Origin of the sequence: Bradyrhizobium sp. 61 (assembly GCF_023073075.1) — a bacterium.
GTDB classification, from domain to species: Bacteria; Pseudomonadota; Alphaproteobacteria; order Rhizobiales; family Xanthobacteraceae; genus Bradyrhizobium; species Bradyrhizobium barranii.
The window spans coordinates 205,362-228,936 of the sequence record NZ_JADPIU010000008.1; the positions used below are offsets into that span (position 1 = coordinate 205,362).

Genomic DNA, 23,575 nt, shown 5'->3' on the forward strand with positions numbered 1-23,575 from the left:
GCCACGCAACGCGGAGCCCGTCATCGAGCCGCAGAGCGTTGCCCCGTTGGCTCTTCCGTCTCCAGCGGGCTGGATGCGGTCTCGTCTGAGGCGAGAGGCAGGGTGAACTGAAAGAAGGCGCCCCGCGGCTCGTTTGCGCCGGCCCACATCCGCCCGCCATGCGCCTCGATGATCGAGCGGCAGATGGCGAGACCCATCCCCATGCCTGTGGGCTTGGTGGTGTAGAAGGCTTCGAACAGGCGATCCACGTTCTTCGGATCCAGCCCCGGACCGGAATCCCGCAAGGTGACGTGGACGCCGTCGGATGCATCCCGACCGGTGCTGATCAGCAACTCCCGTCCCCCCTCGCCGACCGCGGCCATCGCCTCGATCGCGTTGACGATCAGGTTGAGCACCACTTGCTGAACTTGAACCCGGTCGGCCTGAATCGGCGGCAAGCCCTCGGCAAATTGCATTCGCACCGAGACGCCGTTCTTGAACGCTTCGCTGCGTGTCAGCGCGATGACCTCAAGCACCGCCGGGTTGATCTCCAGGGTCTCTTTTTGCGGGGGCGCGTTCCTGATGAGCGCCCGGATCCGGCCGATGATGTCGCCGGCTCGCATACCATCACCGGTGATCCAGTCGAGGGTCTGTCGAACCCGCTCCAGGTTTGGCGGTCGCGCCTCCAGCCAATTCAGCCCGGCCTCGGCGTTCGCCACGATCGCGGCGATCGGCTGGTTGACTTCATGGGCGATCGAAGCGGTTAGCTGTCCCATCGTGGTGACGCGATTGGCGTGCGCGAGCTCCATCAGCGCTTCACGGTAGCGCCGCTCGTGTTCGCGGCCTTCGGCTTCCGCCCGCTTGAGAGCCGTCAGATCGAGGACGAAGCCGACGCCATGATCCGTACCTTCTCCGAACATGGTCCCACCGATCAGCACCGGAACGCGGCTTCCGTCCTTCCGCACATACTCCTTCTCGAATGGCTGGGCCGTCCCGACCCGCTTCAGTTCCGTCACGGTCTGCAAGTCGCGGTCGCGCCATTCCGGCGGCGTGAGGTCGGTCCGATGCAGGCGCCCTGCGGCGAGATCTTCCCGGTCGTATCCCACGATGCGCAGGAAGGCATCGTTGGCCTCGAGAATGCGCCCCTCGACTTCCCAGATGATGATGCCGATGATGTTGGCATCGAACAGGCGCCTGATCTTGATATCCCGTGCTGCAAGATCACTCTGGAGCTGGATGTTCTCCTCGGTCGCCTCCCGCCGCCGTTTCGCTTCGAGCCGCGCGAGCGCCAGCGCCGCTGCGGCCAGCGCGACGACGAGGACAACGGCGCCGGCGATCAGCCAGGTCCAGCGTTGCTCGAATGCTTCTGCGCGCGCCTCCCGGCCGGCGAGCCGAAAGCGCTCGTGATCCACCATCTGGTCGATTTGCGAGCGGATCTCGTCCATGCTGCGGATCATTGCCAGCGCGGCCAGCCCGGACGTGCCGGCCGTCTTCAGCAGCTCGTCGATCTCGCGCAGCGTGGCTGTAACGGTCAGCGCCAGATGTCCGGCCCGAAGGCCCTGCAACGGATCATCCGCCACCAACATCTGCAGCGCCTGAGCCTCGCGCCGTACGCTTTCGTCAGAGACGCCGTAGGCCTTGAGATAGGCGGGGTCGAGGGTCATGAGATACCCGCGCCTTTCAGTCTCCAGTTCCGCGACGATCGCCCGCAGCCGATCAAGCGTTTCGAGGACCTGGCGGCTATGCTCGATGAAGTGATGAGCTGCTTGCCGCTCCTGCCAATATTGCAGGCCGAGGAAGCTGGTCGCGGCAAACAGGGTCACAAGCACTGCGACCGCAAGGATCAGCGGACGAGCAAACCATCGCAGAGGCAGGGCCCGAACAGGAACGGACATTGGCCGTGGGTCTTCGATGCTCGTGTGACCGCGCGTGTTCTGGTGCCGACGCCAGAGCATGATGGGACAATAGCACGGATAAGGAGGTCGGGAACCCGACATTCATCGGATACGCCAGAGGTCGGGCCGTGATGTCGCAGGACTGCGGCACCGTGCGTGTGCTATGGATGAATGCCCTTGGTTGATTCAAGGAGCATCATCATGGCACAGGGTGAAAACTCATTGAGCCATCCGGCGAGCCGCCGCAGTTTCATCAAGGGACTGGGGGCGGCTGGCGCGGGCCTAACCGCGCTGCCGCGATGGGGCTTTGCCGAGGATTCCGCTGCGGCTAACGCCAACGCCGCGATCGACTGGAAGCAATTTGCGGGACAGACGATCGCACTTTCGGGTGCGATCCATCCGTGGTCGAACGCGATCGCGCCGCTGTTGCCGGAGTTCACCATCCTCACCGGCATCAACGTCACCATCGATTTCCAGCTGGAAACCACCTACCTCGGCGCGCTGCCGATCAGGCTCGCTCGCGGCAGTAGCACGCCCGACGTCTTCATGTTCACGACCTATGGCCAGGGCATCACGAACGGATGGGTGGAGCCACTGAACGGCTATTATTCCCTGAAGTCGCTGACCGACCCCGCCTGGTATGACGAGAGCGACCTGCTCAAGACGGCCCGCGCCTTCCCGCTATGGTCGGACGGCGAACGGTATGCGGTCCCGATTACCTCAGAGGCGACGACCCTGTTCATCAACAGCGATGCGCTGGCAGCCAAGGACCAGCCGGTACCCCAGACTTTCGACGAGCTGCTTGTCACCGCCAAGGCGGTCAAGAGCAACGGGATGTCGGGGATCGCGATGCGGGCCCAGGCGAGTGGCAATTCCTCCCCGCCAGCCATGGGCTTCCTGTTCTCCTACGGTGGGGCCATGGTCGAGCACAACAGGGTCGTTTTCGCGAGCCCGGAGGGGATCGCGGCCGTCGAGATGTACGGACAGTTGCTCGGTCAGGCCGGGCCTGCCGGCGTCGGCAGCTACGAATGGTACCACGTGCTGGACGACTTCCTGCAGGGGCGGACGGCCATGGCGATCGACAGCAGCAACTTCGCGACCGACATTTCCAATCCAGCGAAAAGCCGTGTCGCCAAGCAGGCCGGGTTTGCAACCTTTCCGCATCTCGCCGGTCGCGGCCCCGTCCCCTTCATGTCGCACTGGCAGGCGTGCATCAATTCCAAATCGCGAAACAAGCGCGCGGCTTTCCTGTTCCTGCTCTGGGCGACGAGCAAGGCGACCTCGCTGCAGACTGCTGCAGCAGGGCTGGCGACGACACGCGTGACGGCCTGGTCGAGCGAGGGCTTCAGGAAGGCGTTCGGTTCGCAGGCCGCCGAGGCGGCGCTGATCAATTTGCAGAATGCCGACGTCGACCGCGCCAAGGCGATTCTTTTCCATCCGCAATCGAGACTGATCCTGGACGCCTTCATGATCGGCGTGAATGAAGTGGTCAACGGGGCGAAATCGGCCAAGGATGCGATGACGGGCGCGGCCGAAAGGGCCAATGCAGCGATCCGCGGGTAGCGGCGAGGCGTCACCCAATCGGAAGAGGTGGCCACGGCGGACAAGTCGCCGCCCCCCGCTGCGCGGCGATTACCCCTGATATTGCAGCACGTGCATGCCAGCGTTCCAGTCGGAGACGAACATCAGCCCGTCGGGCCGCACATAGGAATCGCAGGTCTTGGCCGCGAGCGCGACGTTCGGGCGGGGGTCGACGAGTTTTTTCGGTGTCGGCGGCACCCAATACGCGATCTCCTTCGGCGCAAACTGATCCCTGACGTCAAACACCCTGACGCCGGCATTGTTGTAGGTCGCGAAAATCGTCTCCTCGCTCTGGAAGGAGCCGGGGCGGTTCTCGTGCAGATTATGCGGACCGAAGGTGCCCTTCGCACAGAAGTCGCGATCGCGTGGCGTCGGCAGCGTCGCGATCGGCACCGGATTTTGCGGCGCGCGCACGTCAAGCACGAATGTGTGAAACAGGCCCTTGGCGCATTGATCCGCATTGGCTTCATCCGCGACGATGGCGAGCTGGCGCTTGGGCAGCGGCAGCGGCGTATGCGTGCCGCCGGCGAAGGGCGGCGACCAGTTGATGTGCGAGAGCAGCTTCGGATTGGCGGGATCGCCGATGTCGTGGATGGTGAAGCCGCCGTCGCGCCAGGCGGCATAGCCGCGATCGCCCGCCGTGATCATGTGATGCAGCGCAAAGCGCTTGCCCTTGGGCGTCGCCGGCTCGCCGGCCGCGCGGTTCATGCCCGGCAGCCACCATTTCGCGACGATCTCCGGCTTGGTGATGGTCTTGAGATCGACCACGCAAAGAATGTGGTCGGTGAAGCCGTCGAAATGCGCCGACACATAGGCATAGCGGCCGCCGGGCCACCACAGCCGGTTGATGCCGAAGCCCGGCATTTCGAGGAACGCGACCTCGCGCATCTCGCCCGGTTTCGAGATGTCGTGGATCGACAGGCCGGAGCGGAATTTCTTGGCCTTGGTGATGCTGTCGGCAAGCGAATTCTCGAAATAGCCGCGCATGCTGTCGTAGGACTGCATCGCGACGATGTTGGCGCCGTTCGCAAGCAGCAGCAGGTCTTCCGCCACCTGCAGATGGTGGGTGCGGGTGTATTGCCCGGCAGTGAAGAAATTGACCGGTTTCAGTGCGCGCGGATCGGATGCGTCCAGGATCGTCACGCCGTCGCTGAACATGTGTCCGACATAGACGTGCTGCCGGTTGAACATCACCTGCACGGTGTCGGGCCGGCCGCCGACATCGCTGTACGAGATATGCTTGATGCCCTTGCCGATGCCCTCCGGCGGAATGTCCGGCTCTGACGCCCATACCGGCCCTGACAATCCGGACAGCGCAGCGGATCCGAACACGGCCGACAATTGTTGAAGGTGACGGCGGCGAGAGAGTTCAGGCATCGGCTTCCCCCCATTTTTTGAGAGGATGATGCGCGCTCGCGGCGAGGCGCGCAAGCCTCGCGTGCCCTTACCTACGCCTGCACCACCTCGTGCCGCATCACGAACGGATCGAGCAGCGTGTGCACCTCGCCAGCGACGAGTTCGCGCTGGTCTGCCGGCAGGCCCGCGAGCGTCACAGTGGCGATCGAGCCGTGGCTGCCATGCGCGCCGACCTTCACCTTGCAGTCGATGCCGCGCTCAGTGAGCGGCGACAGCACTTTGGCGAACACGCGCTGCGCGGCATCCCAGCGCAGCTGCGGCTTGAACACCTTGCCGACGCCGGTCACCGGCATCGGATCGATCGGAATGACCTGCACCGGAACGGCGGCGCGCTCCGGCGTCCGCTCGCGCACCCAGGACTCGAGCTCGCCCGGCTGAATGGTCGCGCCCGGCTTCAGTTGCACGTAACCGACCGGCAGCTCACCCGCATAGGCGTCGGGCTGGCCAACCACGGCGGCGAAGCCGACGGCGGGATGGCGAAACATGATCTCTTCGATCGGCGCCGGATCGATATTGTGGCCGCCACGGATCACGAGATCCTTGGCGCGGCCGGTGATCCAGAGGTAGCCGTCGGCATCGAGACGTCCGAGGTCGCCGGAGTTGACCCAGACCTCGTCGACGAACGCGCCCTTGTTGTGCTCGTCGTTGAGATAGCCGCCGAACACACCGGGCCCGGCCATGATGACGACGCCGATCTCGTCGGCTGCGCAGTCGCGGATCAGGCGGCCGTCGGCATCGAGCTGCACGATGCGCACGCGCGCGTAAGGCATGGGAAGACCGACCGAGCCGAGCCGGATCGGCCGGCTGGGATAAGCGAGCGTGTGCACGCTCGAGGTCTCGGTCATGCCGTAGACCTCGACCACCGGCAGCTCCAGCTTCTCCTGGATCGCCGAGCCGACGGCGACGGGAATCGCCGAGCCGCCGCCGGCGGCATATTTCAGGCTGGAAATGTCCGCATTGCCTGGCGGCACCGCAAGCGTCGCCGCCAGCACCGTCGGCACGCTCGACAGCGCCTCGGGCTTGAAGCGCTCCACCAGCCCCCAGATGTTCTTCACTGAATTCGGATTGCGCCAGCCGCTCGGCGACAGCACGACCAATGAGCCGCCGGCGGACAGCGTCAGCAGCACCTGCGTCAGCGATCCCCCGACATGGAATAGCGGCATGCCGAACAGCATGTTGGCGCCGGGCTTCGACTTCAGCAGCAGATTGAGCGCCCAGGCCTGATAGACCTGATTGGCGTGGGTGTGCCGCACGAGCTTCGGCGTGCCGGTGGTGCCGCCGGTGTGGAAATAGGCGGCGATGTCGCTCCCCAGGATCTTGCGCCCGCTGATCAGCCGGTCGGACGGCTGCTGCTTGATCAGGTCGTTGAAGGCGAAGATGCCCTTGTCCGGATCGCCTCCCCCGAACACCTGCACGACCGCCTTGAGGTGTTTGAGCTGCGGACGGATCTGCTCGACCTTTTGCCAGATGTCGGTGCCCGGCATCGGCCCGAGCGCAACCAGAACCTTGGTATTCGCGGCCTCAAGGATCTCCGCGATCTGGTGCGGCTCGAGCAGCGGATTGACGGGATTGGCGATGCCCGCGGCCTCGGCGCCGAACAGCGTCACGAAGGCATCGGGCACCAGCGGCAGCATGAAGCTGACGACGTCGCCCTTCTCGACGCCGAGCGCGAGAAACATGTTGGCGGCCTGCGTGACGCGCGCGACGAAATCGCGATAGGTGACCATCACAGGCGTATCGGCCGGATCGGCGTTTTGCAGGAACTGGATCGCGGCCCCGTCGGGGTTGCGCGCCGCACCGAGCCTGATGGCGTCATAGGTGCTCTCGGCCGCGACGCGATCGGCGTAAGGGACCTGCTCGAAGGCCCGGACCTCTGCGTCCGTCGCGAAGTCCGGATAGTCGTTGCCGATGAACCGATCGAGCGCGTGGATGCCCGCCATGGAATTCCGTCCTCCCTCAGATGCATTTCCCCGCCCCCTGTCTTTTGACATTTTGGTCGGCGAGGCCTCGGCCGATAGCCGGTCGAGCGCCGACAGAATGATGGATGATTGAGCGTTCGTCCATGGCCGAACGGCTACGGTCGTAGCACGCGTCTTCGAGGCCATTGAACCTCCCCGCCCGATCGGGGGACCAAGAACATGCATCGGACTCCGCTGCCAGCGTCCTGCCGCAAGACTTGAGGAAATCATGACCAAGCCCCCGCGGCACCGCATCACACGGCTGATTGTCGCGCTCGCCGTGACTTCGGCGATCATGACTTCAGCGATCATCCTGCCGCGCGCGGCGCGCGCCGAGGACGGCCAGTTCGACAAGATGCGTGCCAGGATCGCCGCCTTCGTCGCCGACAAGATGGAGAAGCTGGGCGGCTCGCGCATCGTCTACAAGGTCGATACCGACGGCTTGCGCGAAAGCGTCGTCACGGATTTGCGCGACGATGTCTACAAGACCCTGCGCGAGGGCAAGATCGCCTTCGCCGGTCTTGCGATCCGCGACGCCGGCGTAGAAGTGAAGATCGCGGATGCCAAGGGCCGCGAACAGCTCGCACGCAAGCTCGCGTCGGCCGCGGAGGGATTGCCGTCGCATGCGCTCAAGGTGACCGATAGCGGCGACGGACTGGTCAGGCTCGCGCCGACCGATGCCGCATCCGCGGCCCGGCTGCGCGATCTCGTCGAAGATTCCATCGCCATGATCGAGCAGCGCCTCAAGGATGCCGGCATCAACCTCGCCAGCGTCCTGCCGGATGGCACGGATCGCATCCGCATTTTCATCCCGGGCATGATGGAGCCCGCCCGCGTGACCGCGGTCTTCGCCAGGAAGGTCAAGGTCAGCTTCCGCCTGATCGACCTCTCGATGCCGGCGGAGCAGGCGCAATCCGGCACGCCGCCCACGGGCACCGAAGTCCTGCCCGGCTTCAAGGACGAGCGCCATTACCTGGTCGCCAGGGACAGCGCGCTCGACGGCGACGACATCAGCTATGCCGGCCCGGGATTTGCCAGCGGCACGAAAGACCCGATCGCCTCGTTCCGCTTCAACGGCCGCGGCACGCGGCGCTTTGCCCACGTCACCGAAGAGAACATCGGAAGGCCCTTCGCCATCGTGCTCGACGGCAAGGTGATCTCCGCCCCCGTGATCCGCGAGCCCATCACCGGCGGCTCGGGCCAGATCTCCGGCAATTTCACCCTGGAGGAAGCCAATAGCGTCGCGATGCTGCTGCGCGCCGGTTCGCTGCCGGGGCACCTCGACCTCGTCGAGCAGCAGGTCGTGCAACCCGCCGCCAAGCCGTAAGGCCGGTCGCGCTCCGCCCCCGCCCCGTCGGGGCGCAAGGGTCCACGACGCGGAAGCCCGCGCCCCCGGGGGCCCCGAATCACGGGCGCGCCATGGCCATGCGCACAACCAACGGGCAATTGCCGAAACGCCCGATCAGGCTAAAATTTGCCTCTTGCGGCATGGCGGCCGAAGGCTTCATTTCAAGCGGTCGTCATTCGATTTCGGCTATACGTGTCGAGCATACCGACCAGGACTGAAGGCCTTACGCGGGGTTAGTACATGCCGTCCGGCAGCGCAGACATTTCCTCGATCCTCGACCGCATTCTGGATGCGGCGACGGACAACCTCAGGATCGCAAAGATCCTGGTCCAGATGGGCCTCGATCCCAACAACGTCACCTACGACGCGATCTTCAACCGGTTGCTGGAGATCTTTGTCCAAAACATTACGCTGGCCAATCTATTCGCCGCGGTCGGCGCCGGCTTCTTCGTCGCCACCCTCCTGATGCGGACGATGGTGCCGCTGCGCGTCGCCAACATGGTCGGCTGTGCGTTCTTCGCCGTTTTCGGCGCGCTCTCGGCCAACGTCTCGACCTTCCTCCTCTATCTGCTGCTGCTTCCGATCAACGCCCTGCGCCTGCGGCAGATGCTCAAGCTGGTCAAGAAGGCGCGCCATGCGGCCGAAGGCGACATGTCGATCGAGTGGCTCAAGCCGTTCATGACCGAGCGCAGATATCGCAGTGGCGATACGCTCTTCAAACTGGGCGATCCCGCCAAGGAGATGCTCCTCACGGTCACCGGCAAGTTCCTGGTCAAGGAGATCAATGTGGAGATCGGGCCCGGAGCTCTCATGGGAGAGCTCGGCTTCCTCACGCCGGACAATCGGCGCACCGGAACCATCGAATGCGTCGAGGACGGACAGGTGCTGACGATCACCTATGACCGCTTGCTCGAGATCTATTTTCAGGACCCGCAGTTCGGCTATTACTTCCTGGTGCTGACCAGCCAGCGCCTGCTGCAAAACATCGATCGCTTGCAGAAGCAGCTGGCGAGCGAGCGGTCAACGACCACGAACCGGATCGCGTGAACGGCGCCGCGGCTCAGCTCAGCAGCAGCGCCATTCCCGGATCGCCCTTCTCCATCGCGCGCCGGTAGGCCGGGCGGGCACCGACGCGGCCGAGATATTTGATCACATTCGGGCAGCGCGACAGGTCATAGGGCTGGAAGTAGCGCATCGTGGTGAGCGAGAAGCCCATCATGATGTCGGCGGTGGTGAAGGTGTCGCCCGCCAGATATTCGGCGTCGCGAGCACGTGCATCGACCAGGTCGAAGGCGCGGTCGGTACGCCCTCTGCTCGCGACCAGCATCGGATTGTCCGCGGCGAGCTTGAGCCGGTTCAGGATCATCAGCCGGCCCATGCCGGCCTGCAGCGTGCCGTTGGCAAAGTGAAACCAGTACAGGAACTGCGCGAAATCAGGATGATCAGGGCGGAGCGCAAGGCGTCCATCGCCGTATTTGGCCATGATGTAATCGACGATGGCGCCGGACTCGGCGAGCACGAGATCGCCGTCGGTGATCACGGGCGCACTCCCGATCGGATGCAGCGCCTTGTAGTCGGGCGGAGCCAGCATGGTGACGGAATCGCGCACGTAGCGCTTCAGTTCGTAGGGAATTCCCAGTTCCTCGCAGAGCCAGACGATGCGCTCGGATTGCGACTTACCGAGATGGTGGACGGTGAGCATGGCGTCTCCTGCGACCGTGAGTTGGACCTGCCGTGATGTCCGCATCTTAACCCGTCATTGCGAGCGCAGCGAAGCAATCCAGACTGCGACCGCGGAAAGACTCTGGATTGCTTCGCTGCGCTCGCAATGACGACGTGGAGGGACCGCCCTACCCCGCCTCGTCCGCCACCATCCGCGCCACGACGCGGTCGCGGCGGATGAAGTGGTGCCAGAGGGCAGCGACCACGTGAATCGCGATCAGCGCGAGCAGCACATAGGCAAAGAGGATGTGGCGGTCCTCATACGCGCCCGCCGCCGCACGGTCGGGAGAGGTGAATTGCGGCACGTGAAACAGGCCGAAGAAGTCGGAATAGTCCGGCGTACGCGCGCCGGAATGCGCCCAGCCCAGCATCGCGACCAGGATGACCACGAGATAGAGCGCGCCGTGGCTGACATGGGCTGCGATCTTCTGCCAGCGCGAGGTTTCGGGCGGCATCGCCGGCGTCGGGTTGACGGCGCGCCAGACCAGGCGCAGCACGGTCAGCAGCAGGATCACATAGCCGATATCGGCGTGGATCGAGCGGTAGAAGAAGCGGTCGGGACGCGCCGGGATGTGGTTCATCCACCAGCCGAAGCCGATCATGGCGAGGATGGCCAGCGCCAAAATCCAGTGCAGCCACCGGGAAACGCTGCCCCAGCCGCTACTGGTATTTCTGATCATGTCGGCTCTCCGGAGTTTTGCGGATATGTCCCCGTCCGCAGCGCAGCTGCTGATAGCGGGAACTTGCGGCAACCGTGAAATTGAATCGTTCCAAATTGGTCCCAAACGGCCCCGCCGCAAAACCGCCCCAAAAACCGAATGGTAACCATGGTGCCCTTAAGGTAGCGACGTGACCTATTCCCCGACGATCCTGGTGTTCGATTCCGGCCTTGGCGGACTCACGGTGCTCCGCGAGGTCGTGGCTGCGCGCCCGGACGCGCATTTCGTCTATGTCGCCGACGATGCCTTCTTCCCCTATGGCCACCACAGCGAGGACGAGATCATCGCCCGCGTCGTGCCGCTGATGGGCGAACTGATTGGCACCCACGATCCTGACCTCATCGTCATCGCCTGCAACACGGCGTCCACCCTGGTCCTATCTCACTTGCGTGCCGCTTATTCCCTGCCCTTCGTCGGCACCGTGCCGGCGATCAAGCCCGCCTGCGCGCAGTCGAAGACCCGCCGCGTCTCGGTGCTCGGCACCAAGGGCACGGTGAAGCGCGAATACACCAAGGCGCTGATCCGCGATTTCGCTCTGGGTTGCGAGGTGACATTGGTCGGCTCGCCCGAGCTCGCCTCGCTGGCAGAAGCCGCGCTCAGCGGCCATCCGATCAGCGACGGCGACATCCTCGCCGAACTCGCCCCCTGCTTCGTCGGTGATCCCGCGGACGCGACATCGCGCACCGACACCGTGGTGCTCGCCTGCACGCACTATCCGCTGCTGCTCGACCGGATGAAGACGCTCGCGCCCTGGCCGGTCGAATGGATCGACCCCGCGCCGGCCATCGCCCGCCGCGTCTCCGACCTGCTCGGCACGCAAATCGGCGGCATCGCGCAGTCCGGCGCCGAGATGATCTTCACCTCGAACCGCGTGCATGGGCTTTCGGCCACGCTGACGCCGTTCTTCGGCGGACGCGGACTGGCCTGACCTTGCGCCTCGACGGCGCGCTGCTAGGTTTCGCCGTCGCCATCTTCGCAGGTTCATCCCCATGTCGGTCCCCGCAGCGCCGCTCAACCGTCTCCGCCAGCTCTGGAGCGAAGGGCGCCCCGCCTTCGGCGCGATCGCGACGATCCCGAGCGTGCAGACCGTACAGATCATGGCGCGCTCGCTCGACTGGATCATCGTCGACCTCGAGCATGGCCCGATTGGCTTGACCGAAGCGCATGCGATGATCGCCGCCACGACCGGCACGCCGTGCACGCCCCTGGTGCGGATCGCGGCGAACGAGCCGTGGCTTGCGAAAGCGCCGATGGACATCGGCGCCTTCGGCATCAATTTCCCGATGATCACCAATCGCGCCGAAGCCGAGAAGGCGGTGCGCAGCGTGCGCTATCCGCCGCGCGGCGATCGTCTCTGGGGTCCGTTCCACGCGCCGTTCCGCTGGGGCCAGTCGATGCCGGACTACATGGCCAGCGCCGACGACGAGATGATCTGCATGATCACCATCGAGCATGTCGAGGCCGTCAATCGCATCGACGAGATCATGGCGACGCCGGGCATCGACGTCGCGGTGATCGGCCCCGGCGATCTCGCGACGTCCATCAACAAGCGCGGGCAGATGGACGATCCGGAATTGCTGGAGCTGGTCGCCCGCGCCGAGGCCGGCATCCTCAAGAGCGGCGTGCCGATCGGCGGCGTCGCCCGCACCGCCGACCAGGCCAACGCCCTGGTCGATCGCGGCTATCGCGCGATCGCGCTCGGTTTCGACTGGTCGCTGTTCCAGCGCGGCATCATGGCGGCGTTCGAGGGGATCAAGCGCTGAACGCGCCGATCGCGGCCTTGCCGGGAACTGCGACGCTGCTAGGGTCGGCGGTTCCAGGGAGGAAGAACCATGCTCAAAAAGACTTTGCTCGCTCTCGCCTTCACCAGCCTCGCCGTTGCGGCCTTCGCCCAGCAGACCGGCATCAAGCGGACCCCACTGCAGAAGGTCGAATTTCCCGACGGCTATAACACCGTCACCGCCATCGCAGAGGTCCCGGCGGGCGGCGCGGCCGGACGCCATACCCATCCTGGGGTCGAAACCGGCTACGTGCTCGAAGGCGAGCTGAACCTCCTCATCGACGGCCAGCCGGAGAAAACCCTGAAAGCCGGGGATTCCTACCAGATCCCGGCGGGCGTCGTGCACGACGCCAAGGCTCATGGCGACAAGGCCATGAAAGTACTCGGGATTTACATCGTCGACAAGACCAAGCCGCTGGCCTCGCCGGCGCCCTGATGCGGCGAACCGACCGGCGCCAGGCGGGTTGGTTCGTGCTAGAGCACGCGGCGAGCGGGCCACCCGCTCGCTGCACATATTTTAGTCCGCAGGAACCGAAAGACCCATGCGCGGGACGTCCAAGACCATTTCGCTGCCGCGCCGCCTGATTTGCGACCTCATGCGGGCGTCGATGGACGTGCCATTCGTCTCGCTCTCCCGCCCCCTCAATATCCGCCCCCTGCTGGAGGCGCGTGCCGGAGCGATGGCGCCCGCCGGCTGGGCCGCGATATTCGTCAAGGCCTTTGCCCTGGTCGCCAGGGACGAGCCGGTCCTGCGCACCGTCTACGCCAAATGGCCTTGGCCGATGCTCTACGAGCTGCCCAATAGCGTGGCGTCGGTGGCGATCGCCCGGGTCCAAGACGGCGAGGAATGCGTGATGCCGCAGCGAATCGCGGCTCCCGAAGCCATGGCGCTGGCCGCGGTGGACGCCGAAATCCGGCGTGCCAAGACGGCCCCGGTCGAAGATGTTCCCATGTTCCGCAAGGTCATGCGAGCCACCCGCCTGCCGCTGCCGCTACGGCGGCTGAGCTGGGCGGTCGGGCTGAATTTCGGCCGGCAGCGCGGCAATTGGTTCGGCAGTTTTGCCGTGAGCTCGGTGGCCGCCTATGGCGGCGGCGAGCTCCATCCCATCACGCCCGGTCCGTTCATCGTCAGCTATGGGGTGGTCGAGGGCGACCAGACCATCCATGTCGTGATCCGCTGGGACCACCGGGTCACCGACGCCGCCCCCATTGCCCGGGTCCTGACCCGGCTGGAACAGGTCCTGAACACTGAAATCGCTGCCGAATTGCGCGCGGCCGGGCCGAAGCCGATCCGGGCGGTCCGGACATGATTTCGGGGCTATTCGCATTGACAGAACGGCCCAAACTCACCTAAAAGCCGCCTGCTCGCGGGCCGATTTCGGCCCGCGAAGCGTTTCGCGACCCGTGGTCCTCTCCCTTAAGCTTTGGGGATCGGACCTGTCAGTGCCGGGCCCAGCCCGTCACACAGGAGGGCGCGTTTCCTCAAACCATGTACCTGAAGAGGACGCGATGACTAAGCGCAGTGAGGCGAAGTACAAACTCGATCGCCGTATGGGCCAGAACATCTGGGGCCGCCCGAAGAGCCCCGTCAATCGCCGCGAGTACGGCCCCGGCCAGCACGGCCAGCGCCGCAAGGGCAAGCTCTCCGACTTCGGCGTGCAGCTGCGCGCCAAGCAGAAGCTGAAGGGCTACTACGCCAACATTTCCGAGCGTCAGTTCCACGGCATCTATGTCGAGGCGAGCCGCCTCAAGGGTGACACCGGCGAGAACCTGATCGGTCTCCTGGAGCGTCGTCTCGACGCGGTCGTGTACCGCGCCAAGTTCGTCTCCACGATCTTCGCCGCGCGCCAGTTCATCAACCACGGCCACGTGAAGGTGAACGGCCGCAAGGTCAACATCTCGAGCTACCAGCTCAAGATCGGCGACGTGATCGAGGTCAAAGAAGCCTCCAAGCAGCTCGCCCACGTGCTCGAAGCCAGCCAGCTCCCCGAGCGCGACACCCCCGACTATCTCGAAGTCGACCACGGCAAGATGACCGCCAAGTATGTGCGCATCCCCGGCCTCTCCGACGTGCCGTTCCCGGTGCAGATGGAGCCGCATCTGGTCGTCGAATTCTATTCGCGCTAAGATCTGAATATCGAAAGGCCCCGGTTCGCCGGGGCCTTTTTGCTTAAGAGCCACACTTCAGTGGCCGCACTGCTTGAGGAGCCTTCGTATGCTCTACACCCCTCCCCCGATCGATCCCAAGGCGCCGCCGGTGCGCATCAATCTGCTCTCGGACACGCAGACCAAGCCGACGGCTGCGATGCGCGAGGCGATGGCGCGGGCGGAGGTCGGCGACGAGCAGGTCGGCGACGATCCGACCGTGAACGCACTGTGCGAGCGCGTTGCCGCGCTGCTCGGCAAGGAAGCCGCGGTCTACATGCCCTCAGGCACGATGTGCAACGTCACCGCGACGCTGGTGCATTGCCGTCCCGGCGACGAGATCCTCGCCCACGAGAGCGCACATATCATCGCCCGTGAAGGCGGCGCGCATGCTGCGATCGGCGGCTTCCAGGTCACCCAGCTCAAGGGACCCGACGGCCAGTTCACGCCGGAGACCTTTCGCAAGGCACTGCATCCGCGGACGCGCTACCAGCCGCCGCAGACCGTCGTCAGCGTCGAGCAGACCGCCAATATCGGCGGCGGCACGATCTGGAAAAAGGCAGCGCTCGACGAGATCGTCGCGATCGCCAAGCAGCACGGCCTCGTCACCCACATGGACGGTGCGCGCCTGCTCAACGCCACGGTAGCAAGCGGCATCTCCCCGCGCGACATGACGGCGGGGTGGGATTCGGCCTGGATCGATTTCTCCAAGGGCCTGGGCGCGCCGATCGGCGGCGTGCTCGCGGGCACCCGCGCCTTCATCGACGCAGTCTGGCAGTGGAAGCAGCGCCTCGGCGGTTCGATGCGGCAGGCCGGTGTCTGTGCCGCCGCCTGCATCTACGCGCTCGACCATCACGTCGATCGCCTTGCCGACGACCACGCCAATGCGCGCGCGCTCGCCCGCGGGCTGTCGCAGATCGCGGGCGTCGAGGTGCAGGAGCCCGAGACCAATCTCGTGTTCTTCAAGCCTGATGGCGCCGGAATTGCCGGCGACAAGATGGTCGCCGCACTACGCCTGCGCGGCGTGACGCTCGCGATGATGGACGGCCGTATCCGCGCCTGCACCCATCTCGACGTCAATGCGGCCCAGGTCGAGGAAACGATCGGGTACGTCAGAGAGATCGTGCGCGGGGCGTAAGTCCGTAGCCCAGATGGAGCGCAGCGAAATCCGGGGTCCTCGCCTCGCGGAAAGATTTTCCCGGATTGCGCAGAGCCTGTCATCGGGCGGCGCTTCGCGCCGACCCGTTGGCTCCATCCGGGCTACGAAGGCGGCCAGCTACCGCCCCATCGCCTGATAGATCAGCGTCTTCAGCGCCAATTGAATCCGGCCGCGCTGCGACGGGGTCTGCACCATGAAGATCCCGAACAGATCGTCTTCGGGATCGATGAAGAAGAAGGTGCCGCCGACGCCGTCCCAGCGATATTCGCCAAGCGGCCACGATGTCCCTGATGGCACCGAGGTGCGCACCGCGAAACCGAGGCCGAAGCCGGAGCTTCCGCCCGGATAGTAATTCTGATCGCGCGCGATCTTCGTCCCGGGGCCGATATGATCCGACGCCATCAGCGCGATGGTCTCGGGCTTGAGATAGCGCCGGCCTTCATAACTGCCGCCGTTGAGCAGCATCTGCGAGAAGCGCGCGTAGTCACCGACCGTACCGACAAGGCCGCCGCCGCCCGACTCCCACCTCAGCGGTTTCCTGGGATCGCGGATCTGCGTCATCGGGCTAATCGCGCGATCCTGCGGCATCGGCTCGGCGATGCGCGGCCACTTGGCAGGATCGGCGACATAGTATGCAGTGTCCGTCATCCCGAGCGGATCGAGCAGCCGCTCCTTCTCGAACCCGAACAGCGATTTCCCCGATATGACCTCGACGATGCGGCCGAGCACGTCCGTGGAGTGGCCATAGTCCCAGTTCGTGCCGGGCTGTTCCGCGAGCGGAAGCGTGGTGATCTTCGCGACGAGTTCGGCGTTGGTCAAAGCCTTGTTGTCGAAGAGACCGGCGTCGGCATAGAGCTTGTTCACCAAGCCCCCGCCATAATAGCCGTAGGGCAGCCCGGCAGTGTGGCGCATCAAATCCTTGATCGTCACGGGGCGACTGAGCGGCTCCAGGGCCAGCGCAACCTTGCCGTCCTCGGCCTTCGTCTCGACACCGACCTTCATCGCGCCAAAGGCCGGAATGTACTTTGCGACAGGATCATCGAGCGAGAGCTTGCCCTGCTCGACCAGCATCATCGCCATGACTGTCGTGACCGGCTTCGACATCGAATAGAGCCGGAAGATCGTGTCCGCGCTCATCGAGATCTCGGTGGCGACATCGCGGACGCCGAAATTCTCGTAATAGACCGACTTGCCGTGCTGCTGGAGCAGCAGGATCGCGCCCGGAAAGGTGCCGGCTGCGACCTCGCTCCTGATGTAGTCGGAAACCTTTGCCAGACCTTCTGGCGAGAAAGTGTGGGCGCGCCCCTCGGAGCCCGCCTGCGCACCACCTGCACCGAACAAAAGAACGAGCGCCGCGATCAGCGCGCGGCGCCCGAACATGTCACTTCTCCATCGCTTCATAAACCAACTGCTTCAATGTCCGCTGCACGCGCTGGCGCTCGGTCGGGGTCTGTTCCAGCAGCACGAAGAACATGTCCTGCTTGGGGTCGATGACGAAATAGCAACCGGAGGCGCCGTCCCACTTCAATTCCCCGAGATCGCCGGGCGGCGGTGGCTTGGCGTTGCCGGGATCGGTGCGGACCGCAAGGCCGAGGCCGAAGCCGAACCCGTCGCCGGGGAAATAGAAATAGTCGCGACTGACCCCCGAGGTCGGGCCGACCTGGTCGGTCACCATCAGCTTGAACGTCTCGGGCTTGAGGATGGTCTTGCCGTCGAGGCTGCCGCCATTGAGCAGCATCTGCGCAAAGCGCTCATAGTCCGCCATGGTCGTAACCATGCCGCCGCTGGCGAATTGAATTTTTTTGACAACCGTCGGATCATTGATCCGGCCGACACGAAAATCGGCGTCATTCGGCACCGGCTGCGCCAGAAGCTTCTGCTTCTCGGGCGCGGTGACGAAGAAGCCGGTGTCGACCATGCCGAGCGGATCGAGCAGCTTCTCCCGCTCGATCTCGAGCAGCGGCTTGCCGGTTGCGACCTCCATGACTCGCGCCAGAATGTCGGTGGAATGGCCGTATTGCCACAGCGCGCCCGGCTGGTTGTGCAGCGGCAGTTTTGCGATGCGCTCGGCGAACTCGGCGAGATCGAAATCGCCGTCGTAGATCTTGGCGTCGCGATAGGCCTTGCGGACCAGGCTGTCGCCGTAGAAGCCATAGGTGACGCCAGACGTGTGCGTCATCAGATCCTTCACCGTCATCGGCCGGCTCAGCGGCACGAGTTCGAGCGACTTGGTGCCGTCGTCGGCCTTCTTCTCGACGCCGACCTTCACATTGGCGAAGGACGGAATGTATTTCGAGACGGGATCGTCGAGCTTGATCTTGCCGTCCTCGATCAACTGCACCGCAACGACGGAGGTGATCGCCTTGCTCATCGAGAACAGGCGGAAGATGGTCTGGTCCGTGATCGGCGCCTTGCTCACCACGTCCTGCACGCCGAAGGCTTCGCGGAAGACGGGCTTGCCGTGCTGCTTGATCAGCACTGTCGCGCCGGCGATCTTGCCGGTCGCGACCTCGTTCTTGAAGAACTCGCTGACCTTGGCGAGCTTGTCCTGATTGAAATGCGCGCCGGCCGGAATCTCGTAGGTGCCTTCGGCGCGCGCGAGCGACATCGCACCCAGCGACACCAGTGCGCCGCAAATCAACGCACGCAGTCCGAAATGTGAATTCATATCCCCTCCCCGGAAGGTGGCCGAGCGGAGTGTACTGACCACGTCATCAGGCACAAGGGCTGCCGTACCGCGCCAGAACGTCCGTGTGGAGCGCGGCGCTTGTCTCCGAGAAACAACAGAATATGACGCGGGCGACCAGCGGCGCGGCCGGCAGGGCTTCAATGGTCGTGTGGACCGCAATCTTCGCGGCCTGGTCGGCCGGAAAGCGATATACCCCGGTCGAGATCGCAGAGAAAGCGAGAGAGTTCAGTCTATTGGCCTGGGAGAGCTCAAGCGAACGGCGATAACAGGAACGCAGCGAATCCGCCTCGCCGCGGCTGCCGCCGTGCCAGACGGGACCGACTGCGTGGATCACATGTCGCGCGGGCAGACGATAGCCCTTCGTGATCTTGGCATCGCCGGTCGGACATCCCCCGAGCGTCCGGCACTCGGCCAGAAGCTCGGGCCCGGCAGCGTCGTGGATTGCGCCATCAACGCCGCCTCCGCCCAGGAGAGACGAATTTGCGGCGTTGACGATGGCGTCAACGCCGAGTGTCGTGATGTCAGCTACGATAACCTCAAGCTCGGCGCCGCCGATGCGGCGCGTCAGCTGGGTCACGTGTCAGGCCGCGACGGCGACGCCCTTCTCGGAGAGCAGCTGCTGCAGTTCGCCGGCCTGGAACATCTCGCGGACGATGTCGCATCCGCCGACGAACTCGCCCTTCACATAGAGCTGCGGAATGGTCGGCCAGTTCGAGTAGTCCTTGATGCCGTTGCGCAGTTCGGCGGATTCGAGGACGTTGAGGCCCTTATAGCCAACGCCGATATGGTCGAGGATCTGGACGACCTGGCCGGAGAAACCGCACTGCGGAAACTGCGGCGTTCCCTTCATGAACAGAACCACGTCGTTCGACTTGACTTCGTTGGCGATGAATTCCGCGATGCTCATATCCGTGTCCTTCTGGGGCGGAGCCCTCAACAATCACTCCGGGCCGGCTCAGCCGATTTAACCCGATACCTGCCTATATATGTAGCCCAAACCGTTGTGCATCCAAAGTAAAATGGCGGCGAACACCCCTTGAACACCCCCTGGGCGGCGGGTCCAGGCCACGCCGGCCCCATTGCATGATGCCACGAATATCATCGCCGGGGAGGACTTTCATACCGTAACGGAGCCCCTATCTAGGACGAACCCAGGTTTTGGAACCGGGCAACGCCAACAACGTTCTCTTGTCCTGTCTGGAGAAAAACGTGACGAAACAAGCCTCCGCTACGGCCACCCCGCCGCTTTCGTCACCGTCGGCCGACCCGCGCGGCCTCGCCCAGGGGCTGGAAGAGGCGTTTCTCGCCGTCCGCAACGAGACCGAGCGCCGGGCCGCGCCGCTGTCGCCTGAAGACCAGCAGATTCAATCCATGCCGGATGCGAGCCCCACGAAATGGCATCGGGCCCATACCACCTGGTTCTGGGAGCAATTCCTGCTCGGCGAGCACTGTCCCGGCTACCGGCCCTTCCACCCTGATTTCGCTTTCCTGTTCAATTCCTATTACGTCAGCGCCGGCCCGCGTCATTCCCGCAATCACCGCGGCGACATCACCCGTCCCAGCGCCGATCAGGTCGGCGCCTATCGAGCATATGTCGATGCGGCCGTCGTCGAATTCTTTCGCGAGGTTGGCGCGGACAAGCTTCGCGAGATCGCACCGCTGGTCGAGGTCGGGCTCAATCACGAGCAGCAGCATCAGGAATTGATGGTCACCGACATCCTGCATGCCTTCGCGCAGAACCCGATCCCGCCGGCCTATGATCCGGACTGGCGCTTCCCGGCTTCGACACGCGCGGATGAGGGTTGGCTGACGCTGAACGAGGGTATCCACACGGTCGGTCATGTCGCCGACAGTTTTCATTTCGACAACGAGAAGCCGGCGCATCGCGCCCTCGTCGGTCCGGTCAGGGTCGCACGCAATCTCGTCACCAATGGCGAATGGCTCGCCTTCATGCGCGACGGCGGCTACCGGACCGCAACGCTGTGGCTGATGGACGGCTTTGCCACCGTCAACAACGAAGGCTGGGACGCCCCCGGTCATTGGCGCGAGATCGACGGCCAGTGGCACATGATGACGCTCGCCGGTCTCAAGCCGGTCGATCCGGACGCGCCGGTCTGCCACGTCAGCTATTACGAGGCCGATGCGTTTGCGCGCTGGGCCGGAAAGCATCTGCCCACCGAGATGGAATGGGAGGTTGCTGCGCGTGCCGGCCAGCTCAACGACGCCTTCGGCATTGTCTGGCAGTGGACGCGGTCTTCATATTCGCCCTACCCCGGCTACCGCGCCATCGAAGGCGCGCTCGGGGAGTACAACGGCAAGTTCATGATCAACCAACTGGTGCTGCGCGGCTCCTCGCTTGCAACTCCCGAGGGCCACAGCCGTATTACCTATCGCAATTTCTTCTATCCGCACCATCGCTGGCAGTTCACCGGACTGCGGCTCGCCGATTACGTCTAGTTTTCATCCGACGATAAATGCGCGCCGGACAGCGCGTTCAGGAGAGTATCATGAATGTGCACGCCAGCGCTTTGGCCGAAGCCCATCTCCCCGACGAGCAGACCACCGCTTTCGCCCGCGAGGCCATCGAGGACCTCTCGCAGCAGCCGAAAAAGCTGTCGCCGAAATATTTCTACGACGCGACTGGCTCGGAGCTGTTCGAGGCAATCACGCGCCTGCCGGAATATTACCCGACGCGCACCGAGCTTGCGATCCTGAAGGAGCGCGGCAGCGAGATCGCGAAGATCATTCCGCAGCATGCGGCGCTGGTCGAGTTCGGCGCCGGAGCAACCACAAAAGTCCGCCTGCTGCTCGATCACTGCAAGTTCGCGGCCTATGTGCCCGTCGACATCTCCGGCGACTTCCTGAAGGCGCAGGCCAACGGCCTGAAGCGAGACTTCCCGACGCTCGGCATCTATCCGGTGGCGGCCGACTTCACCACGCCGTTCGAGTTGCCCAAGGTTGTCGCATCGATGCCCAAGGTCGGCTTCTTCCCCGGCTCGACCATCGGAAATTTCGAGCCGCATGAGGCCCAGGCCTTCCTCAAGAGCGCGCGCAAGATCCTGGGCAAGGGCGCGCAGATGATCATCGGCGCCGACCTCGAGAAGGAAGAGCGCGTCCTCCACGACGCCTACAACGATGCCGCCGGCGTCACCGCCCGCTTCAACCTCAATGTGCTCGTGCGCATCAACCGCGAGCTCGGCGGCAATTTCGATCTGTCCGCCTTCACCCATCGCGCGATCTACAACCGCGAGCGGCACCGGATCGAGATGCATCTCATCAGCAAGAAGAGCCAGACCGTGCGCCTGCTGGGCACCAGCTTCTCGTTCCGCCCCGGCGAGAGCATCCACACCGAGAACAGCTACAAGTACAGCCTCGAGCGTTTTGCTGCGCTGGCGCAGGGCGCGGGCTGGCAGGTGCGCGAAAGCTGGACGGACGCGGCGAAGATGTTTTCGGTGCACGCGCTGGAGGCGGCGGAGTAATTGCTCCGTTGAATCTGAGAGCGTTTTCCTGCGGCGCATCCTTCGAGACGCCCGCCTTCGGCGGGCTCCTCAGGATGAGGACGGAGCGCGCGGCAACAGTTTCAACGGGCGCCTATGCCGATTAGCCTCATCCTGAGGAGACCGCGAAGCGGTCGTCTCGAAGGACGAGGCGTGCGCTCAGACAGCTCTACGAGGACATGTGCGGCCGGAGCTCAATGCGCCTCTGCCTCCTCCGGCTTCGACCCCAGCGACATCGACTCCCACACTGCGACCACGATCATGATCACGGTCGACGCGACCGACAGCCAGAGCGGCGAGAGATCGGCGGCGAACCACCACAGCACCAGTAGCAGGATGATGCCGATGCCGTGGGAGAGCTGGAGGAAGCCGCGGATCGCGTGCTTGAACAGGATGGTGCCGACCAGGAACACCAAGGGACCACCGACCGTGCTCACGATGGTCCTGATGTCGGAATGGCCGGTCGGATGCTTCAGCACCAGCTCGTCCGACACCGCGGTCAGGATGATGCCAGCGACGATCGGCATGTGCAGATAGGTATAGGCCATCCGTGCCAGCCGGCCGGATTCGGTGGATTTCGAGAGCCGCTCGGAGCCGGCCTCCGCGCCCTTGTGGAAATAGACCCACCACATCGCGATGGCCCCGGCCAGCGCCGAGACGAAGGCCAGGATGTTGTCCGCGGTCCAGTCCAGTTCGGCAAAGGTGGCGCCGTTGACGACGACGGCTTCACCGAGTGCGATGATGATGAAGCCGGCGCAGCGCTCGGCCATGTGGCCGCCCTCGACGGCCCAGGCCTCCACCGACGAGAAGCCGAGCTTCGGGATCCAGAAGCGCACCGCGGGCGAGACGTATTCGATCGCGAGCGCCGCGATCCAGAACCACAGCCGCGCCTCGTCATGGGCGAGACCGCCGAGGATCCAGAAGATCGCGGAGCCAGAGAGCCAGACCAGAATGCGGATCGCGTTGTGCCGGACGGCCGTTCGATGGCGCGGCGTCGCGAACAGCCAGAAGGCGGTGCGTCCGACCTGCATGGTCGCGTAGGCGATCGCAAACCACAGGCCCCGCCCCTCGAACGCGGTCGGGATCGTCGTCGACAGCACGAGGCCGCCCAGCATCATCAGGAAGATCAGGATGCGGACCGGGGTCAGCTCGGGATTGAGCCAGTTGGTGACCCAGGCGGTGTAGACCCACACCCACCACACCGCGAGGAACAGCACCGTGACGTGCACCGCGCCGAGCGGGGTGAAATGGTGCAGCAGCGTGTGCGAGACCTGCGTGACGGCGAAGACGAAGACGAGGTCGAAGAACAGCTCGGCATTGGTGACGCGGCTGTGCTGGTTCGGAGCGATGACGCGAAACATCGCGCCGCGAGGATTGTCCGCAGCCATCGTCATCCCCCCGTCACGCGATCAGATCAGGCCCCCGGTACCCCGGTTTGCAGCGCCAGCGCATGCAGCACGCCGCCCATCTGGCCTTGCAGGGACTGATAGACGATCTGGTGCTGCTGGACGCGGGACTTGCCGCGGAAGGATTCCGAGATCACGGTCGCGGCATAGTGGTCGCCATCGCCGGCGAGGTCACGGATCGTCACCTCGGCATCGGGGATCGCTGCCTTGATCATCGCCTCGATATCGTGGGCGTCCATGGGCATTCGGGTCTTGCTCCTGTCTCGGCTTCGAATCGCTTG

Annotated in this window: 22 protein-coding genes; 11 read left to right on the forward strand and 11 right to left on the reverse strand. The window is 64.5% G+C overall.

Annotated features, from left to right (window positions below; translation table 11 throughout):
* Nucleotides 1-20: 20 nt before the first annotated feature.
* Complete coding sequence (locus IVB46_RS03770) at nt 21-1,874, reverse strand: ATP-binding protein (protein WP_166353247.1); 1,854 nt, start codon at nt 1,872-1,874, stop codon at nt 21-23.
* A 201-nt stretch (nt 1,875-2,075) separates the two neighbouring features.
* Between IVB46_RS03770 and IVB46_RS03780 the strand changes: the two genes are divergently transcribed.
* Nucleotides 2,076-3,437 carry an extracellular solute-binding protein gene (locus IVB46_RS03780; RefSeq protein ID WP_247309364.1) on the forward strand — a complete coding sequence of 454 codons (1,362 nt, stop codon included), beginning with the start codon at nt 2,076-2,078 and terminating at the stop codon, nt 3,435-3,437.
* Nucleotides 3,438-3,506: 69 nt separating this feature from the next.
* On the opposite strand, the gene IVB46_RS03785 is transcribed toward IVB46_RS03780, so the two are convergent.
* Both IVB46_RS03785 and IVB46_RS03790 read right to left on the reverse strand, forming a co-directional pair.
* Nucleotides 3,507-4,832, reverse strand: coding sequence for a hypothetical protein (locus tag IVB46_RS03785; protein WP_247309362.1), 1,326 nt, complete (start codon nt 4,830-4,832; stop codon nt 3,507-3,509).
* Between the two features lie 71 nt (nt 4,833-4,903).
* A complete protein-coding gene (locus IVB46_RS03790) occupies nt 4,904-6,811 on the reverse strand; it encodes an acyl-CoA synthetase (protein ID WP_247309361.1) in 1,908 nt (635 codons plus the stop codon).
* Nucleotides 6,812-7,058: 247 nt separating this feature from the next.
* Between IVB46_RS03790 and IVB46_RS03795 the strand changes: the two genes are divergently transcribed.
* Both IVB46_RS03795 and IVB46_RS03800 read left to right on the forward strand, forming a co-directional pair.
* Nucleotides 7,059-8,156 (forward strand): preprotein translocase subunit SecD, encoded by a 1,098-nt coding sequence (locus IVB46_RS03795; RefSeq protein ID WP_247309359.1) that lies wholly within the window; start codon nt 7,059-7,061, stop codon nt 8,154-8,156.
* Between the two features lie 261 nt (nt 8,157-8,417).
* On the forward strand, nt 8,418-9,224 hold the full coding sequence (locus IVB46_RS03800) for a cyclic nucleotide-binding domain-containing protein (protein WP_071912420.1): 807 nt from the start codon (nt 8,418-8,420) through the stop codon (nt 9,222-9,224).
* A gap of 13 nt (nt 9,225-9,237) precedes the next feature.
* Here IVB46_RS03800 and IVB46_RS03805 read toward each other — a convergent pair whose 3' ends face one another.
* The gene (locus IVB46_RS03805) at nt 9,238-9,879 is read right to left on the reverse strand and encodes a glutathione S-transferase (protein ID WP_247309356.1); all 642 of its coding nucleotides are present in this window, start codon (nt 9,877-9,879) and stop codon (nt 9,238-9,240) included.
* A 148-nt stretch (nt 9,880-10,027) separates the two neighbouring features.
* Nucleotides 10,028-10,579, reverse strand: coding sequence for a cytochrome b (locus IVB46_RS03810; RefSeq protein ID WP_085404311.1), 552 nt, complete (start codon nt 10,577-10,579; stop codon nt 10,028-10,030).
* A 169-nt stretch (nt 10,580-10,748) separates the two neighbouring features.
* Between IVB46_RS03810 and murI the strand changes: the two genes are divergently transcribed.
* The 6 genes from murI to IVB46_RS03840 all read left to right on the forward strand — a co-directional run bounded on the left by murI (nt 10,749) and on the right by IVB46_RS03840 (nt 15,681).
* Nucleotides 10,749-11,546, forward strand: coding sequence for a glutamate racemase (gene murI, locus IVB46_RS03815; protein WP_247341999.1), 798 nt, complete (start codon nt 10,749-10,751; stop codon nt 11,544-11,546).
* A 61-nt stretch (nt 11,547-11,607) separates the two neighbouring features.
* Nucleotides 11,608-12,381, forward strand: coding sequence for an aldolase/citrate lyase family protein (locus tag IVB46_RS03820; RefSeq protein ID WP_247309353.1), 774 nt, complete (start codon nt 11,608-11,610; stop codon nt 12,379-12,381).
* 69 nt (nt 12,382-12,450) lie between these two features.
* The gene (locus IVB46_RS03825) at nt 12,451-12,834 is read left to right on the forward strand and encodes a cupin domain-containing protein (RefSeq protein ID WP_247309351.1); all 384 of its coding nucleotides are present in this window, start codon (nt 12,451-12,453) and stop codon (nt 12,832-12,834) included.
* A gap of 106 nt (nt 12,835-12,940) precedes the next feature.
* Complete coding sequence (locus IVB46_RS03830) at nt 12,941-13,708, forward strand: acyltransferase (RefSeq protein ID WP_247309348.1); 768 nt, start codon at nt 12,941-12,943, stop codon at nt 13,706-13,708.
* A gap of 199 nt (nt 13,709-13,907) precedes the next feature.
* Nucleotides 13,908-14,525: a 30S ribosomal protein S4 gene (rpsD, locus tag IVB46_RS03835; protein WP_071912408.1), complete on the forward strand. Its 618-nt coding sequence runs from the start codon at nt 13,908-13,910 to the stop codon at nt 14,523-14,525.
* Between the two features lie 88 nt (nt 14,526-14,613).
* The gene (locus tag IVB46_RS03840; protein WP_247309347.1) at nt 14,614-15,681 is read left to right on the forward strand and encodes a threonine aldolase family protein; all 1,068 of its coding nucleotides are present in this window, start codon (nt 14,614-14,616) and stop codon (nt 15,679-15,681) included.
* A 138-nt stretch (nt 15,682-15,819) separates the two neighbouring features.
* On the opposite strand, the gene IVB46_RS03845 is transcribed toward IVB46_RS03840, so the two are convergent.
* Genes IVB46_RS03845 through grxD form a run of 4 tightly spaced genes read right to left on the reverse strand, consistent with a single transcriptional unit; the run spans nt 15,820 to nt 19,298 of the window.
* Nucleotides 15,820-17,082 (reverse strand): serine hydrolase domain-containing protein, encoded by a 1,263-nt coding sequence (locus IVB46_RS03845; protein WP_247309345.1) that lies wholly within the window; start codon nt 17,080-17,082, stop codon nt 15,820-15,822.
* A gap of 1 nt (nt 17,083) precedes the next feature.
* Nucleotides 17,084-18,370, reverse strand: a complete 1,287-nt coding sequence (locus IVB46_RS03850; RefSeq protein WP_166091259.1) for a serine hydrolase domain-containing protein — start codon at nt 18,368-18,370, stop codon at nt 17,084-17,086.
* A 46-nt stretch (nt 18,371-18,416) separates the two neighbouring features.
* Entirely contained in the window at nt 18,417-18,968 is a 552-nt protein-coding gene (locus IVB46_RS03855; protein WP_247309343.1) for an O-acetyl-ADP-ribose deacetylase, read from the reverse strand.
* A gap of 3 nt (nt 18,969-18,971) precedes the next feature.
* Entirely contained in the window at nt 18,972-19,298 is a 327-nt protein-coding gene (gene grxD, locus IVB46_RS03860) for a Grx4 family monothiol glutaredoxin (protein WP_085404302.1), read from the reverse strand.
* A gap of 251 nt (nt 19,299-19,549) precedes the next feature.
* Here grxD and egtB point away from each other — a divergent pair, with 251 nt between their 5' ends.
* Both egtB and egtD read left to right on the forward strand, forming a co-directional pair.
* On the forward strand, nt 19,550-20,848 hold the full coding sequence (egtB, locus tag IVB46_RS03865; RefSeq protein ID WP_247309340.1) for an ergothioneine biosynthesis protein EgtB: 1,299 nt from the start codon (nt 19,550-19,552) through the stop codon (nt 20,846-20,848).
* A gap of 50 nt (nt 20,849-20,898) precedes the next feature.
* Nucleotides 20,899-21,870 (forward strand): L-histidine N(alpha)-methyltransferase, encoded by a 972-nt coding sequence (egtD, locus tag IVB46_RS03870; RefSeq protein ID WP_247309338.1) that lies wholly within the window; start codon nt 20,899-20,901, stop codon nt 21,868-21,870.
* A 212-nt stretch (nt 21,871-22,082) separates the two neighbouring features.
* On the opposite strand, the gene IVB46_RS03875 is transcribed toward egtD, so the two are convergent.
* Both IVB46_RS03875 and IVB46_RS03880 read right to left on the reverse strand, forming a co-directional pair.
* Complete coding sequence (locus IVB46_RS03875) at nt 22,083-23,276, reverse strand: low temperature requirement protein A (RefSeq protein ID WP_247309606.1); 1,194 nt, start codon at nt 23,274-23,276, stop codon at nt 22,083-22,085.
* A 26-nt stretch (nt 23,277-23,302) separates the two neighbouring features.
* Nucleotides 23,303-23,539: a BolA family transcriptional regulator gene (locus IVB46_RS03880; protein ID WP_028147489.1), complete on the reverse strand. Its 237-nt coding sequence runs from the start codon at nt 23,537-23,539 to the stop codon at nt 23,303-23,305.
* Between the last annotated feature and the right edge of the window lie 36 nt (nt 23,540-23,575).

Coding starts and splice junctions, on each gene's coding strand:
- IVB46_RS03770 (WP_166353247.1), bottom strand. CDS start 1,874: ATGTCCGTTCCTGTTCGGGCCCTGCCTCTGCGATGGTTTGCTCGTCCG.
- IVB46_RS03780 (WP_247309364.1), top strand. CDS start 2,076: ATGGCACAGGGTGAAAACTCATTGAGCCATCCGGCGAGCCGCCGCAGT.
- IVB46_RS03785 (WP_247309362.1), bottom strand. CDS start 4,832: ATGCCTGAACTCTCTCGCCGCCGTCACCTTCAACAATTGTCGGCCGTG.
- IVB46_RS03790 (WP_247309361.1), bottom strand. CDS start 6,811: ATGGCGGGCATCCACGCGCTCGATCGGTTCATCGGCAACGACTATCCG.
- IVB46_RS03795 (WP_247309359.1), top strand. CDS start 7,059: ATGACCAAGCCCCCGCGGCACCGCATCACACGGCTGATTGTCGCGCTC.
- IVB46_RS03800 (WP_071912420.1), top strand. CDS start 8,418: ATGCCGTCCGGCAGCGCAGACATTTCCTCGATCCTCGACCGCATTCTG.
- IVB46_RS03805 (WP_247309356.1), bottom strand. CDS start 9,879: ATGCTCACCGTCCACCATCTCGGTAAGTCGCAATCCGAGCGCATCGTC.
- IVB46_RS03810 (WP_085404311.1), bottom strand. CDS start 10,579: ATGATCAGAAATACCAGTAGCGGCTGGGGCAGCGTTTCCCGGTGGCTG.
- IVB46_RS03820 (WP_247309353.1), top strand. CDS start 11,608: ATGTCGGTCCCCGCAGCGCCGCTCAACCGTCTCCGCCAGCTCTGGAGC.
- IVB46_RS03825 (WP_247309351.1), top strand. CDS start 12,451: ATGCTCAAAAAGACTTTGCTCGCTCTCGCCTTCACCAGCCTCGCCGTT.
- IVB46_RS03830 (WP_247309348.1), top strand. CDS start 12,941: ATGCGCGGGACGTCCAAGACCATTTCGCTGCCGCGCCGCCTGATTTGC.
- rpsD (WP_071912408.1), top strand. CDS start 13,908: ATGACTAAGCGCAGTGAGGCGAAGTACAAACTCGATCGCCGTATGGGC.
- IVB46_RS03840 (WP_247309347.1), top strand. CDS start 14,614: ATGCTCTACACCCCTCCCCCGATCGATCCCAAGGCGCCGCCGGTGCGC.
- IVB46_RS03845 (WP_247309345.1), bottom strand. CDS start 17,082: ATGTTCGGGCGCCGCGCGCTGATCGCGGCGCTCGTTCTTTTGTTCGGT.
- IVB46_RS03850 (WP_166091259.1), bottom strand. CDS start 18,370: ATGAATTCACATTTCGGACTGCGTGCGTTGATTTGCGGCGCACTGGTG.
- grxD (WP_085404302.1), bottom strand. CDS start 19,298: ATGAGCATCGCGGAATTCATCGCCAACGAAGTCAAGTCGAACGACGTG.
- egtD (WP_247309338.1), top strand. CDS start 20,899: ATGAATGTGCACGCCAGCGCTTTGGCCGAAGCCCATCTCCCCGACGAG.
- IVB46_RS03875 (WP_247309606.1), bottom strand. CDS start 23,276: ATGGCTGCGGACAATCCTCGCGGCGCGATGTTTCGCGTCATCGCTCCG.
- IVB46_RS03880 (WP_028147489.1), bottom strand. CDS start 23,539: ATGCCCATGGACGCCCACGATATCGAGGCGATGATCAAGGCAGCGATC.